The 13,127-nt window shown below is 42.7% G+C and carries 17 protein-coding genes; 10 read left to right on the top strand and 7 right to left on the bottom strand.

Going from position 1 to position 13,127, the window contains the following annotated elements; genetic code table 11:
* Positions 1–10: 10 nt before the first annotated feature.
* A complete protein-coding gene (locus ABD894_RS04165; RefSeq protein ID WP_345209733.1) occupies positions 11–1,210 on the top strand; it encodes a PQQ-dependent sugar dehydrogenase in 1,200 nt (399 codons plus the stop codon).
* Between the two features lie 143 nt (positions 1,211–1,353).
* Here ABD894_RS04165 and ABD894_RS04160 read toward each other — a convergent pair whose 3' ends face one another.
* The 3 genes from ABD894_RS04160 to ABD894_RS04150 all read right to left on the bottom strand — a co-directional run bounded on the left by ABD894_RS04160 (position 1,354) and on the right by ABD894_RS04150 (position 3,618).
* A complete protein-coding gene (locus ABD894_RS04160; protein WP_345209732.1) occupies positions 1,354–2,217 on the bottom strand; it encodes an SDR family oxidoreductase in 864 nt (287 codons plus the stop codon).
* Between the two features lie 77 nt (positions 2,218–2,294).
* On the bottom strand, positions 2,295–2,864 hold the full coding sequence (locus tag ABD894_RS04155) for a Crp/Fnr family transcriptional regulator (protein WP_345209731.1): 570 nt from the start codon (positions 2,862–2,864) through the stop codon (positions 2,295–2,297).
* A gap of 169 nt (positions 2,865–3,033) precedes the next feature.
* On the bottom strand, positions 3,034–3,618 hold the full coding sequence (locus ABD894_RS04150) for a Crp/Fnr family transcriptional regulator (RefSeq protein ID WP_345209730.1): 585 nt from the start codon (positions 3,616–3,618) through the stop codon (positions 3,034–3,036).
* A gap of 286 nt (positions 3,619–3,904) precedes the next feature.
* Here ABD894_RS04150 and ABD894_RS04145 point away from each other — a divergent pair, with 286 nt between their 5' ends.
* The 7 genes from ABD894_RS04145 to ABD894_RS04115 all read left to right on the top strand — a co-directional run bounded on the left by ABD894_RS04145 (position 3,905) and on the right by ABD894_RS04115 (position 8,709).
* Positions 3,905–4,558 (top strand): hydrolase, encoded by a 654-nt coding sequence (locus ABD894_RS04145; RefSeq protein WP_345209729.1) that lies wholly within the window; start codon positions 3,905–3,907, stop codon positions 4,556–4,558.
* 79 nt (positions 4,559–4,637) lie between these two features.
* Positions 4,638–4,997, top strand: a complete 360-nt coding sequence (locus ABD894_RS04140) for a nuclear transport factor 2 family protein (protein ID WP_345209728.1) — start codon at positions 4,638–4,640, stop codon at positions 4,995–4,997.
* 70 nt (positions 4,998–5,067) lie between these two features.
* Entirely contained in the window at positions 5,068–5,463 is a 396-nt protein-coding gene (locus ABD894_RS04135) for a nuclear transport factor 2 family protein (protein ID WP_345209727.1), read from the top strand.
* Entirely contained in the window at positions 5,453–5,794 is a 342-nt protein-coding gene (locus ABD894_RS04130; RefSeq protein ID WP_345209726.1) for a MoaF-related domain-containing protein, read from the top strand. Before ABD894_RS04135 ends, ABD894_RS04130 begins: the two co-directional genes overlap by 11 nt.
* Position 5,795: 1 nt before the next feature.
* Complete coding sequence (locus ABD894_RS04125) at positions 5,796–6,836, top strand: Atu2307/SP_0267 family LLM class monooxygenase (RefSeq protein WP_345209725.1); 1,041 nt, start codon at positions 5,796–5,798, stop codon at positions 6,834–6,836.
* 21 nt (positions 6,837–6,857) lie between these two features.
* Positions 6,858–7,742 carry a pirin family protein gene (locus ABD894_RS04120; RefSeq protein WP_345209724.1) on the top strand — a complete coding sequence of 295 codons (885 nt, stop codon included), beginning with the start codon at positions 6,858–6,860 and terminating at the stop codon, positions 7,740–7,742.
* Positions 7,743–7,755: 13 nt separating this feature from the next.
* Complete coding sequence (locus ABD894_RS04115) at positions 7,756–8,709, top strand: pepsin/retropepsin-like aspartic protease family protein (RefSeq protein WP_345209723.1); 954 nt, start codon at positions 7,756–7,758, stop codon at positions 8,707–8,709.
* Between the two features lie 75 nt (positions 8,710–8,784).
* On the opposite strand, the gene ABD894_RS04110 is transcribed toward ABD894_RS04115, so the two are convergent.
* From ABD894_RS04110 to ABD894_RS04095, 4 genes are all read right to left on the bottom strand, one after another.
* A complete protein-coding gene (locus ABD894_RS04110) occupies positions 8,785–9,516 on the bottom strand; it encodes a hypothetical protein (RefSeq protein WP_345209722.1) in 732 nt (243 codons plus the stop codon).
* A 211-nt stretch (positions 9,517–9,727) separates the two neighbouring features.
* Entirely contained in the window at positions 9,728–10,465 is a 738-nt protein-coding gene (locus tag ABD894_RS04105; RefSeq protein ID WP_345209721.1) for a LytR/AlgR family response regulator transcription factor, read from the bottom strand.
* Positions 10,462–11,397, bottom strand: a complete 936-nt coding sequence (locus ABD894_RS04100; protein ID WP_345209720.1) for a sensor histidine kinase — start codon at positions 11,395–11,397, stop codon at positions 10,462–10,464. The genes ABD894_RS04105 and ABD894_RS04100 overlap by 4 nt, the downstream gene beginning before the upstream one ends.
* A gap of 165 nt (positions 11,398–11,562) precedes the next feature.
* Positions 11,563–11,970, bottom strand: a complete 408-nt coding sequence (locus tag ABD894_RS04095) for a hypothetical protein (RefSeq protein WP_345209719.1) — start codon at positions 11,968–11,970, stop codon at positions 11,563–11,565.
* A 377-nt stretch (positions 11,971–12,347) separates the two neighbouring features.
* Here ABD894_RS04095 and ABD894_RS04090 point away from each other — a divergent pair, with 377 nt between their 5' ends.
* Together ABD894_RS04090 and ABD894_RS04085 are read left to right on the top strand one after the other, a co-directional pair.
* Positions 12,348–12,866, top strand: a complete 519-nt coding sequence (locus ABD894_RS04090) for a DUF2975 domain-containing protein (RefSeq protein WP_345209718.1) — start codon at positions 12,348–12,350, stop codon at positions 12,864–12,866.
* Between the two features lie 2 nt (positions 12,867–12,868).
* A complete protein-coding gene (locus ABD894_RS04085; protein WP_172335923.1) occupies positions 12,869–13,075 on the top strand; it encodes a helix-turn-helix domain-containing protein in 207 nt (68 codons plus the stop codon).
* The last annotated feature ends 52 nt before the right edge of the window (positions 13,076–13,127 follow it).

The raw sequence follows: 13,127 nt of genomic DNA, 5'->3' as shown, positions 1-13,127 counted from the left end.
CCAAAAGATCATGTTGTCAAAATTTTACAGATCATTAAGCTTAGGCATTGTCCTTTCAGTAATTAGTACAGCAGGTATGGCTCAAACCGGCGAACCTGTAGAAAAGAACAAAGCCAACAGCGATTACAAACCCGCTTTCGCGGGACAGACCCGTATCGGAAGTCTCAAAACAAAAACACTTTATACCGTTACACTCATCAGCAGTGAACTGAAAGGTCCGTGGGGAATGCATGTTTTGCCCGACGGCCGCTTACTGATCAGCAGTAAGCCGGGCACCATACAAATTGTTAATACCAGTGGTAAAATCGTAAAAAATATCACCGGTTTTCCGGAGGTTCAATTTCAGGGACAGGGTGGATTGCTGGATATTAACATTGATCCAGAGTTTACAAAAAACCGTATGGTTTACTGGACCTACGCCCAACCCGGTGAAGGTGCCGCGCTTGCCGTGGCCAAAGGCAAACTATCTGCCGATGAAACCAAACTGGAAGATGTAAAAGTGATTTTTGAAGCCAGCCCACGTTATAAAGGAAGCGGCCAGTTTGGCTCGCGCATTGTATTTGATAAGAACGGAAACCTCTTCGTTAGTTCCGGTGACCGCAGCGCTAAAGACATTCGTGTAAAAGCGCAGGACCTGAGCGCGACCACCGGCAAGATCATCCATATCACCAAAGAGGGTAAACCGGTATCGGATAATCCCTTTGTTGGTAAGGCTGATGCCAAACCCGAGATCTATGCCCTGGGTTTTCGTAACCCCGACGGACTGGCCATCAACCCGCTTACGGGAGATTTATGGGAGAGCGAATTCGGGCCGCGCGGGGGAGATGAGGTTAACCTGATCAAGCCCGGCGCAAACTATGGCTGGCCATATGTTACCTATGGTATTGAGTACAGCGGCGAAAAAGTTTACGATGGCATCCAGCAAAAAGAAGGCACAGTGCAACCCGTTTATTACTGGGATCCTGTGATATCGCCGGGCTGCATGATGTTTTATACCGGAAATATCGCCGAGTGGAAGAATAATCTCTTTGTGGGTGCGTTAAGCGGTTTACACATTATCCGCCTGGTTATCAAAGACAACAAAGTAGTTGGCGAGGAGCGCCTGTTAGCCGATAAAAATGAACGCTGGCGCTGCATAGCCACTGGTAAAGATGGTGCTATTTATGCCGCGACCGATAACGGTAATTTATATAAAATCGCTAAACGATAATGACGAACAACGTTCGGGGTGTTCCTGAGATTGGCAGTGAACCCGTGTGATAAATAAGTGGGAAAGCACACCATTAAAATAAAACTGCCCCAAATGCATAACCAAGGCATTTGGGGCAGTTCTATTTACATAATGATTAATGTTTAAGCTAATAGCTCGCTCATTCCGTATGCTGTTAAAACATTTTCGAATTCAACCTTAACTGCATCGTTGGCTCTTTTAGTGATATCACCTGTGGAGGAGTCAACAACTGTTCGTAATGGCCTTTGACCTTTCGGCAAATTGATTAGGTTTACTATGGCATCCGCAACTTCCTGCGCATCAGGCTTCGCGGTTTCAAATATTTGGCCAATAGCTGCGAATAATTTATTTGGAACATCAGCAATAGCTGTATACTCATCAGCAACTGATGCATCAGAACCGGCCTGGACCTTTTGTGACATTTCGGTAGGGAAAGCGCCCGGTTGAACAATAGCGACATCAACCCCTAATGGGCGTACTTCATAATGCAAACCTTCACTTAAACCTTCCAAAGCAAACTTTGAAGCGCCGTACACTACTGTAAAAGGGGCGGCGAATCTTCCCCAACCGCTCGAAACATTAATGATCAAACCTTCCGACTGTTTACGCATAAAAGGTAATACCAGTTTGATCAATCGCCATGGCGCTATAACGTTAATATCTAACAAACGCTGTACATCGTCAGTAGTTGAACCTTCAGCCACGCCAAATATCACGGCACCAGCATTGTTTACCAATACATCGATCGTTCCTTCTTTCGCGATAATGGTATCGATAGCATTCTTTACACTTGTTTCATCAGTTAATGAAACATCCAGTACAGTAATATTTTCTACCTGTGCTAATGCTTTTGCCTGATCGGCATTCTTACCTTGGGTATCTCTTATGGTTGCATAAACTTTATGCCCCAAAGCTGCAACGGAATGCGCGGTTAGCCAACCAAAACCACTATTTGTTCCTGTAATTAAAACAACTTTTTTGCTCATTTTCTTTCTGTTTAAATAATGATACAAATGTTGGTATCAAAAAAATGAAAACATTTACCATTTGGTAAAAAGTGATGTTAACGGATATTTTTCCTTATCCTGCTCAATGATTGTTGTGTGATACCGAGGTAAGAAGCGATTTGAGAAAGCGGGATACGATTCATTAGCGAAGGGAAATTTTCAATGAACGATAAGTATCTGGTGGTAGCATCTTCTGAAACCAGCGGGCTCCTTCTTTCGATAGTTTTTAACAGGCAATTTTTTAATATCAGGCCTGTAATGGCGTCCCAGCCAACAATGGTATTTCCGATGTCGTCCCAATCTTTTTTAGTGAAAATAAGCAATTTGCAGTCGGTTACTGCCTGTATATACTCAGAAGCCACTACCTGTGCCTCAAACTTTTGCTGGTCCGAAACAAAATTGTTCTCATCGATGAAGTGATGTGTGATCTCTTCGCCTTTGTTGTTGTAATAGCAAAAACGAACTACACCATCGAGTAGAAACCCTACATATCGCGGAATCTTTCCGGCTTCCGAAAAATACTCTTCTTTGTGCAGGTCAAGCGTTTTTGCTTTGCTGATAATAAAATCTGTTTGTTGCTTGTTCAGGTTTCCAAACTTTAATATGTATTCAACGAACTCTTTCATAAGTTAAATTTCGGCATAATTAAGTGCACCTCATTTACCATTTGGTAAAAAAACGGCCGGGCCGTGATCTGCTGAAATTTTTCCCGTTCCGGAGGCTCGAAGATGATATTTGTAGCAAAAAATATAGATAATAGCCCACTATTTTGATCTGCCAAGAAAGGGAAATGCTTTATTTCAGATTGTGCTGACGTTTGACACGGCTTAGCGTATCCTTATTAATACCGAGATAGGACGCGATGATGTGTTGCGGAAAACGATTAAGAAGGTCAGGATAACATTCTACAAAATCGGTATAACGCTTATCAGCTAATGAACTTATAGTGGAGGTAAGACGACGGTTATTGGCCATCATGTTGCGCTCGTCAAGCCTCATTTTCATTTCACGGAACGCGGGTACCTTATCCTGCAGTTCGAGGGTGCTTTCCCTGGTAACACAAAGCAGTTCGCAGTGCTCCCATGCGTCTATATTGTAGCGGCTTGGCGTAAGCTCAGCAAAACTTTCGCGGTCGCCCATCCACCATTCTTCAATACCCAGCCGTACAATGTGTTCAATGCCTCTCTCATCAACCGAATACATTCGCATAGCACCTTTTATTATAAAAGCGAAATACTTACACTGATCGCCGGCCTGTAACAAAAATTGTCTTTTCCTTAATTTGAACGGAATAAATGTCTGCCTGATCACTGCCTTTTCTTCTTCAGAAAGCGGCTCAGGGCTGAATTTTTTCAGGTATTCAAAAAAAGCATTGTACATGTAAGCCTCTCGTATCTTTTAAATTATTAAACACTGTTGATGGTGATACAAATATAAGATTAAAAGCACAGTCTTTCGGGTAGGGGTGGTGCACGAATAAGTTAAATAGTTGGAATATTGGTGTTTAACAAATATGACGCTTGTATCTAATGAGCAGCCTCTGAGTGTTTCGTAGACATTTATCTACTGTTTTTTACTACAAATATCATCTTTCCGGTCTGTCAGGATCGTGAAATTTGCTTTATCGCAATTCACAATTATCCATTAATATATAGCTATCAAAAACATGTCAAAAAATGTAAAAAGAGGCCTTGAGGCCCTGCTGACTCCGGAAAACAGTATTTTAGTTTTGATCGATCATCAGCCGTTCCAGTTTATGAACCTGAACAGCCACGAACCAACAATGATCATTAACGCCGTGACAGGTCTTTCCAAAGCCGCTAAAATTTTTAATGTACCTACCATTCTCACAACAGTTATTGAAGAACGCGGCGGATTGCTTATTAAACAGATCCAGGACGTTTTCCCTGAGCAAAAGCCTATCAATCGTACTTTCATTAATACCTGGCAGGATCCGGCCGTTACCGATGTTGTAGCAGCAAGCGGCCGCAAACAGCTGATCATAGCAGGTTTGTGGACTGAGGTTTGTGTGGCTATGCCGGCGATCCAGGCAGCAGGTGAGGGCTATGATGTATTTGTGGTAACAGATGCCTCTGGTTCGGTATCAAAAGAAGCGCACGATATGGCCGTTCGCCGTATGGAGGCACACGGTATTACGCCGATCAATTGGCTGGCAGTTGCTTCTGAATGGCAACGCGACTGGGCCCGTACCGAAACTGCAGGCCAGGCAGCTGGTTTGATGATGGAGCATGCCGGTGCAAGTGGCGTAGCCTATGCATGGGAATTGCAGCTATTGGCTACCCCTGTACCAGCCCAATAATTAAAAGGAAAGCAGCATCCTAAATAATTCGGGATGCTGCTCTTTATCCAATTACAAAAATCAACTTAACTAATACAATATGACCGACGAAGCAGCCATTATGATGGAAGATAATCTTAATCAGGTTTGGAATGAAAGAGATCCGGCCCTCAGATTAAAGGCTATCGAAAAAATTTACAGTGCGACCGCCACGCTTAATCACGTTGGAGATCAGGTAACCGGTTGGGCTGCGATCAATGATAGCGTATCAACCACACAAAAGGTACTGCCCTCCAATTTTGTGTTTACCCAAGTCAAACCGGTGATCATCAATAACAGCATTGGCAGGCTGATTTGGGGAGCGGGCCCGACCGGACAGACACCCGTTGCCACCGGAATGGATATCGCGCTTTTCGAAAACGGGAAAATCAAGTCACTCTACGTATTTCTTGATAAATAAGAAAATACGGGTATCTCCCTATCAAAAAGAGCAACATTAATTTAAGAGCACCAATTATATAACCATATATATGACGAATAAAGAAATTGTATTGAAGGCAATGAAAGAGTTTTTTGTTGACCGGGATATTAACGCGATTGAACGTTACTGGCACGAAAACTATGTACAGCACAATCCATCGATGATCAACGGTCATCAAGGGTTGAGGGACATCCTGGAATATATAGAGCCGGGCTTCCGGTGGGAACCCGGTATCTTCATTGAATCAAATAACCTTGTTTTAGCGCATAGTCAGGTGCATGGTTGGGGGCCATCGCCATTGATCGTTGTAGATATCTTCAGGTTCGAGAACGGCAAGATAGCAGAACACTGGGATGTGGTACAGTCAGAAGTACCTGCCGAAAAAACGGCAAGTGGGAATCCGATGACTTCATTCAATATATTAACTCCGGAAAATGAAAAATAATTTAACAGGCAAAAAGTTTCTGGCTGATCTGGGCGCATTCAAATCGGAACTGTTTTTCGAGTCGGATGATTCACTTACCTTCAAGATCACAGATGGCGCCGGGCCGGCAGAACCAGGTCATACAGAGACCGTGCACATAGCGATCAGCGAGGTGCGGCCGGAGGTGTACATGGTTGCCTGGAAGGAAGCCACAGGTGCGACAGTAACTCACGTTGAAGACCATGAGAATGGAATACTTTACAGTAACGCGACCCTGCCCGACGGTAGTTTTTATACATTAAAAGGGACCATACGACCTTTTATCATTAACCAAAAGAGCAAAAAAGGATAAAATGGAAATAGGTATAGACAGTTTTGCTTCGGCAATGTACAGCAGCAATGGGCTGAGCAGTGTTGATACGATGGAGCAGCTGCTGGATAGAATTGTCGCGGCGGATACGGCCGGACTGGATGTTTTTGGCATTGGTGAACATCATAAAAAAGAATTTCTGGATTCTGCTCCGGCGGTGATACTGGCAGCTGCCGCAGCCCGTACCAAAAGGATCAGGCTGATGAGCGCGGTGACGGTATTGAGCGCTTCTGATCCTGTCAGGGTATTTCAGCAATTCGCAACACTGGATATCATTTCCAAAGGACGTGCGGAGATCGTGGCAGGCAGGGGTTCCTCTGTAGAAGCATTTCCGCTGTTCGGGTATAACCTGAATGATTATGATGCCCTGTTTAAGGAGAAATTGAAATTGCTTTTGCAGATCCGTGACGAGGAGTTTGTTACCTGGAAAGGTAAGTTCAGACCGGAGCTGATCAATCAGCCGGTTTATCCGCGCCCGCTTCAGGAGAAGTTACCTGTTTGGGTTGGCGTTGGCGGAACGCCTCAATCATTTGTTCGTGCCGGTATGTTGGGGCTACCTTTAATGGTGGCTGTTATTGGTGGTGAAACCGAGCGCTTTCGGCCGCTGGTGGACCTTTATAGAAAATCAGGAGCCGAAGCCGGTTTTAAACCGGATGAGTTGAAGGTGGGGCTACATTCACCGGGCTATGTGGGTGTGGATGATCAGGCAGCGATTAATGACTATTATCCGGGCTATAAAGAATCGTGGACCAAAATAGGTCGCGAACGTGGCTGGCCACCTGTTACAAAAAGCCAGTTCGACGATCTGGTATCTGAAAAAGGTGTCCTTATGGTTGGTGGGCCGGAAACGGTCGCTAAAAAGCTATTGCGACATAGCGAATCGCTCGGGGGAATAGACCGTTTTATGTTCCAGATGGATATTGCCGGCCTTACTCACCAGCAGACAATGCAGGCTATTGAACTGATTGGTTCGAAGGTGATCCCACAAATTAGAAAAACGGCAGATAGCCACCCGGTAATTTAATACAACAGAAATTTATTAATTATGAAAAAGAAAAGCAGTTTTTCCACCCAGGGACAGAGGGCCGATATAGGCGATCTGAAAATATACCGTTTACTGGCCAACAGGTATGCCGATGCGGTGGGTCCGTTTGTATTTTTGGACCATGTGGTTCCTACTATTCAAACTACTGTCAATAAAGAAGGTACAGGCGCGCACCCGCACCGGGGCATCGCCACATTAACATACATACTGAATGGCGAAGATGAGCACTTCGACAGTGCCGGGAATTACGCCAAAGTACACTCGGGAGGGGTTCAATGGATGAAGGCCGGTAACGGTATCATTCACGATGAAACGCTGAATTATGATTCTCGTACAGACTCAAAACTGGTACATGCCTTTCAATTCTGGATCAATCTGCCGGCGAAGATCAAAGCTGAAAAGCCGGAGTATTTAGCCATTGAAGGTAATGAAGTGCCCTACAAAGCCTTGCCGGACGGCAAAGGATGGATCAAAGTAATTGCCGGCACATTTGAAGATCTATCCTCGGTGATACCTAACTATTCGGAACAATTCCTTTATCATATCCAGCTGGAGCCTGGTGCAGTTTTCACTATTGACTTTGCGGAGAAGCTGGAGGTGGCGGCTTATTTGCCCACCATGTCTGCCACTATCAACGATGAAAATTTTAATGATGGTGACTTCATCGAATTCGACAGAAAAGAAGGAAATATAGAAATACACAATAAAAATCCCGAAGCCTGTGATGTTTTATTGTTCGGCGGCGATACTTACCAGGAACCCATTTTTGCAGAGGGACCTTTCGTAATGAATTCCAAGCTGGATATTGCCAATGCCTACCGGGATTTTTATAATGGAGATTACGGGAAGATCGATTATGAAAAACAAAGATCGAAAGCTATCTAAATCATTTATATAAATGCCACGTTTCAAATTATCTTTTGGGTTGATCATTTTATTGACCTGTTATTCAGTATTCCCGGTAAAAGCCCAGGTATTTGAAAAAACACCGGAACTGCATGGTGATATTGTGGTGTTTCCAATCACCCTCATCAATGCTTATCCTTTCATTTCAGCAACAGTTAATGGCGTAACAGGCAAATTCATGTTCGATACAGGGTTTGGAACATCCATTACCATTAATGATAATTTCGTCAATCTGCCTGATAAGAGAATGAAAGGTACCGGTGTAGTAGCCAGCGGCCAGTCTTTCAAAACCAGTATAAATGATACCATCCGGGAGATCAGGTTCACCAATGGTATAACTTATCGCAACCTGGAAAAGATCAATAGTGGAAATTATGGTTTTTTACAAAAGCACATCGCACCCGACTTTCTCGGCTATATCGGTCATCAATTTTTTAAAGACTATCTTTTTAAATTAGATTACCTCCACAGAAAGGTCACGTTTTATAAAAACTCGCCCGAACGTAGTATTTCCAAAGATTTTTTAGCAAATGAGAAGGTATTGGCTGTTATTGATTTTGAGATCAGGAAATTAGCGAATCATCCGCTTGTTAAAATAAAGATAGATGGGATAGCTATTTTAGGCGCGTTTGACACAGGCCAGAATGGCTTATTACAATTGGATCTTCCTTCCGCTAAGGCACTTAAAAGCCGGGGCTCCGTTATGTATTCCGGTACAGACAGCGGCGGCGATACCTTGTTGAGTGTTAAAAATATTATTATCGAAGGGAAATTTAAAACTGCTTTAAAAGGAGTGGAATTAGCTGATTTAGATGATACTCAGGTAGTAAGAAGAGAATTAGGTATTACCGAGCCAAATCTGTTGGATATTGGTTATCGTTTCTTCTCACAATATAAAACGGTTTGGGATTATGATAAGCAAAAGATCTATATTTTGGAATATTGAACATCGGGAAATTAAAAACGGTTCCATCTGCATGATTGATGCATTTGGAACCGTTTTTAGTATAATTATGATTGTTTAGCGACCTTTGGTATAATTAGAATAAACGGTTTCTATCTGTGTAGTCACAGTTTTTCCTAAAAATGCGGCATCCATGTGTACGTTATCATTTAACGGGAAGTAACGCTTGGTCAACTTATCGTAGAAATACTTCGTTACTATTTCAAACTTGTTAGCAGTAAGCGGCCCTATCTTAACCGGCTTTTCATTTAATAGTTGCAGTTGCGTCAGTTGTTTGTTTTTTAAATCAATGGATAGAATCACACGGCAATCTTTCAAAAATGATGCTTCCTTTGGGATCGATGCAGCATCCATTTTATAGCTGATAACCATTTGATCCGTGGTTTCGCTGTCTATCTTGTAAGTCGTTTCGTCGGGCTTGTCTACCGGTGGTTTTGCCCTGGCATTACGAAAGGTATTGGTTTCATACAAAGAGGGTGATTTTCCATCCACTGACACTACTTTCCACCGCTCGTGCTCTGTTGCCGACGGCTCAAATTTGGCCAGTATCACCTTTGTTTTACCGGCAACCGTGGTCGATTCCTTCAGGTCAAAAGCGTGGTCAACGGGTGCCCTCAGGTTTGCAGCGTCTAAAAAAGACTGATCTAGACCATATTTTGAAAGCGCACTGGTTACCAGTGATTTTTGCGCTGAAGCCTGCATTACGAATAATGATAATAAGAGAATTATAAATATTCCCTTCAGGCTGATACTTTTGAATGTGCGATATTCGCTTGTGTTGTTTTTCATTTTCTATTTGTTTTAATTGTTGTCTGTTGATGTAATTCTTACCTGATCGTGTGCTCATAACCGGGCACAGCACGGCCAATCTGCTTTAATAGCAAGCAAAAACTGATTGATCTTTAAAATTGATTTAGTGTTGTTGTCGCAGCTATAGGCTGAGTTTTACATACCGCCCGGCCGTTCAGCGATACGCTGTGCCACGTGTGAAATTGCTATGTTAATTGATCGAACTATCCGGTGGCAGGGATAGCATTTTAGTGTTAATGAAATCAAAAAAATCCTTCTTATAAGCGTCGCCTATGGAAATGGGTTGCTCTTCGTTAAGTATTCGCACCATGTTTCCCTCAACCGCGGTTAAATGACTGAGCGAAATAATGAATGACTTATGGATCCGTACAAAACCCCTGGCAGATAGATGTTCCGAAAGCTCTTTTAGTTTTAGATAGGTGATGATCTTTTTCTGATCGTCTGTATGAATGATCGCGTAGTTACTCAGGCCTTCAATATAACTGATCCTGCGGGAGTCAATCTTCAGTAGTTTGCCCTTCTGTTCCGTTTTTACAAACACATAATGATCTTGTTCCGCTGCCGGCCGGAGGCTGTTATGTATGGTCCATAAGCGGTTAACCGCTTTCAAAAAACGAAGAAAGGGAATCGGCTTTAGCAGATAGTCTACCACGGCATGTTCAAAACCTTCCAGCGCGTATTCCTTGTACGCGGTGGTCATGATGATATGGCTGTCTTTACTGATCAGTTTCAGCATTTCTATCCCGGTAATGTGCGGCATCTGTACATCTAAAAATACCAGACCCGGCTTAAGATCTGTGATCATTGCCAGCCCTTTTACCGGGTTGGTGGCTGTACCAACCACGCGCAGAAAATGCACCTGGCTTATATGTTGAGCAAGCAGATCTATCGCGTGCTGTTCATCATCTATTATAACGCAATCTATCATACAGCAAATGTTATTTTCAAAGTTACGCGGAAAAACTCGTCGGTTTCCTTTACCACAAATGAACATCGGCTACCATAGGTAAGCTTCAGTTGCTGTTGTATATTTTGAAGGCCGACGCCGTTGGAAAGTTCCTTAATTCCTTTTCCTTTTTTATTCTCAATGTCAAAAGTAAGTTCGTTCACCCGGGTACTGACACTGATCAGCAAAGGATGATCCGGATCATGCAGGTCGCCGTGTTTAAATGCGTTCTCAACCAATGTGATGAGCACCAGCGGCAGTATGCTTATCGATTGGTCGTCTATCTGTTCCTCATAACGGATATTTAAGTCATGGCTATGGCGACGCTGGTTAATTTCTACCACATTTTTCATGTGTTCAAGTTCATCCATAATATTTACCTTGCCATCAACACTTTCGCTCGTACCTAATGCGTACCGCATTATATTGGCCAGCATTAGTACTGAGTCGGCTGTTTCTCTATCCGTCTTGATCACCTTCCCATAAATAAAGCTCAACGAGTTGAATAAAAAATGAGGGTTGATCTGGTGCTTCAATGCGCTGAGTTCGGCTTCGGTTTTCTGCTTTTCCAATAGGATACGCTCTTTACTCTTGTTTACCCATTCAACCAGCAGGGCTACAGAAAGACTGCTCACCAGTGTAAATACATAAGATATGACCAGTATCCATCCCAGCGAGCTTTCAGATAGCTTGACGGTATCCCTATTGTTATCATACAAATACGTACCATAGTTAACTGCGAACTTCACAAGAAAAAGAGCCAGGGTAATGAACAAAGCATTTCGGCGACGGCGTTGCCCATGCATAGTGGGCAGTATCACCACAAATATCAATACATAGTGAGTTATAACGGATTCTGTAACAAAGCTCAATATGCTTAAGGCAAGGCCACCCTGTCCCGCGAAATTTTTCATCGTTTTATCTGGGATTACCAAATAGGACAGCATAAAGAACGAGCCGTAAATGAACAGCGAGAACACCGTCAGTAACAATAAGCGCCTGCTATTAATTTTCAGAAATCTCAACACTGAAGTAAACATATAATCCCGATTAATTAAGATACCGACCAGACCTGTACCTTATTCATATTTAATGAAGGTAGCGGTTATTTTTTTCGATTTAACATCCATCGTGGATGAACTGGACGTACCGATAACGTTTTTCTTTTTTGTTTGTGTGACTACTCCGGTACCTGTTTGCTGCGTGCTTACCACTTCTTCGGTCAGGTTCATGATCACGCCATCCGCGCCTTTAGCTTTTCCTAACTCTATTACCTTTTGTTGTGCGGATTCCAGTGAGCTAAAGCCTTTGGCAATTTTGGTAGAACCCATTGTAGTGTAGGTCTTTTTTACATCTGCCTTATCCAGATAAACATCTACATTTTGAGTTGGCGAATAAGTTTTCCCAAAATACGATGGTGTAGAACATGCCGCTAATAATCCCATTACCAGGAAGGTTATCAGCGAAATTGTTGTTGCCTTTTTCATTTTAATTCTTTTTAAATAATAATTAATAAATAGATGTTAACTCGGTTTGCATGTAGTTCCGGAGAGTTGAATGAATTAATTCAAATGCCGGATTACCTGATCACGAAAACCAGGAACAAAAGTAGTTTGGGTACTACCGGCACGAAATTCTATTATGCAAACAGGCATTTGGTCGATGCCAAACCGGTAAAATGCATTGGTTTATTGTGGGAAAGTTGTTTAGGTAGGGTTGGGAGTTGTTATGCTTATATCTACAGTATCGGCATTTATGCGTAAATATGCGCAATCTCATCTTTACTGATATGTAAACTGTGTTTTTCTTGAATAATTATTGTTTTACAATAATTAAATATACATTTGCAGTAAATATTTAAGAAATGAAAAGAGTTCGAGTTGTAGCAGCGTTCCTGTTTTACGTATCAAGGGCAGTTGCCATACCTTATTTAACCATCGCTTTCTATAGCCTTTTATGCATGGTGCTCAGCCTTCCGGCATACCAGGTTATTGATGGCGGCAGGCGCTTCGTTATCAATTATCCGTTCACAAATTCACGTTTCCTGATCGGCGATGACGTCCGTTTTTATTATAAATTCGAACTCGTAGCACTCCTCGGCCTATACGGTCTTTTCTTTTGGCTGCTTGGTAACATATTCAACACGTTCAGGCAAAGTAAACTGTTTACCGTGCAGGGCGTAAAGCGACTGCAACTATTTTACATTCTTAATTTTGTGGTGCCCCTGCCTTTTCTGATAGGGCATATCATTTACAGCTACGAGGTGAACCTGCTGATCGCGCTAACTCTGCTGCATGCGGTTGTAGGTATATTTGCTTATTTTATGGCCGTAATTTTTAAACAAGGACTTAATTTGCAGAATGAACAGGACCTATACATATAACTATGCCGATAATTGTAAACGTTGATGTGATGCTGGCTAAGCGTAAAATGCAAAGCAAGGAATTGGCAGAGATATTAGGTATCACCCAGGCCAACTTATCTATCCTCAAAACAGGGAAGGCTAAAGGTATGCGTTTTGAAACCTTAGAAGCTATTTGTAAAGCGCTTGATTGCCAGCCCGGCGATATTTTAGAGTACAGAGCAGACTAACAAACCATTAAATATTGCCCCTTAAAAACGCCCGGAAATGGACGTGTGAAAT

Origin of the sequence: Mucilaginibacter gynuensis, from assembly GCF_039541195.1 — a bacterium.
Taxonomy (GTDB): Bacteria; Bacteroidota; Bacteroidia; order Sphingobacteriales; family Sphingobacteriaceae; genus Mucilaginibacter; species Mucilaginibacter gynuensis.
This window is presented reverse-complemented; position numbering and strand designations above follow the sequence as displayed.

Coding starts and splice junctions, on each gene's coding strand:
- ABD894_RS04130 (WP_345209726.1), top strand. CDS start 5,453: ATGAAAAATAATTTAACAGGCAAAAAGTTTCTGGCTGATCTGGGCGCA.
- ABD894_RS04115 (WP_345209723.1), top strand. CDS start 7,756: ATGCCACGTTTCAAATTATCTTTTGGGTTGATCATTTTATTGACCTGT.
- ABD894_RS04135 (WP_345209727.1), top strand. CDS start 5,068: ATGACGAATAAAGAAATTGTATTGAAGGCAATGAAAGAGTTTTTTGTT.
- ABD894_RS04105 (WP_345209721.1), bottom strand. CDS start 10,465: ATGATAGATTGCGTTATAATAGATGATGAACAGCACGCGATAGATCTG.
- ABD894_RS04160 (WP_345209732.1), bottom strand. CDS start 2,217: ATGAGCAAAAAAGTTGTTTTAATTACAGGAACAAATAGTGGTTTTGGT.
- ABD894_RS04145 (WP_345209729.1), top strand. CDS start 3,905: ATGTCAAAAAATGTAAAAAGAGGCCTTGAGGCCCTGCTGACTCCGGAA.
- ABD894_RS04125 (WP_345209725.1), top strand. CDS start 5,796: ATGGAAATAGGTATAGACAGTTTTGCTTCGGCAATGTACAGCAGCAAT.
- ABD894_RS04100 (WP_345209720.1), bottom strand. CDS start 11,397: ATGAAAAATTTCGCGGGACAGGGTGGCCTTGCCTTAAGCATATTGAGC.
- ABD894_RS04085 (WP_172335923.1), top strand. CDS start 12,869: ATGCCGATAATTGTAAACGTTGATGTGATGCTGGCTAAGCGTAAAATG.
- ABD894_RS04110 (WP_345209722.1), bottom strand. CDS start 9,516: ATGAAAAACAACACAAGCGAATATCGCACATTCAAAAGTATCAGCCTG.
- ABD894_RS04120 (WP_345209724.1), top strand. CDS start 6,858: ATGAAAAAGAAAAGCAGTTTTTCCACCCAGGGACAGAGGGCCGATATA.
- ABD894_RS04150 (WP_345209730.1), bottom strand. CDS start 3,618: ATGTACAATGCTTTTTTTGAATACCTGAAAAAATTCAGCCCTGAGCCG.
- ABD894_RS04155 (WP_345209731.1), bottom strand. CDS start 2,864: ATGAAAGAGTTCGTTGAATACATATTAAAGTTTGGAAACCTGAACAAG.
- ABD894_RS04090 (WP_345209718.1), top strand. CDS start 12,348: ATGAAAAGAGTTCGAGTTGTAGCAGCGTTCCTGTTTTACGTATCAAGG.
- ABD894_RS04095 (WP_345209719.1), bottom strand. CDS start 11,970: ATGAAAAAGGCAACAACAATTTCGCTGATAACCTTCCTGGTAATGGGA.
- ABD894_RS04140 (WP_345209728.1), top strand. CDS start 4,638: ATGACCGACGAAGCAGCCATTATGATGGAAGATAATCTTAATCAGGTT.
- ABD894_RS04165 (WP_345209733.1), top strand. CDS start 11: ATGTTGTCAAAATTTTACAGATCATTAAGCTTAGGCATTGTCCTTTCA.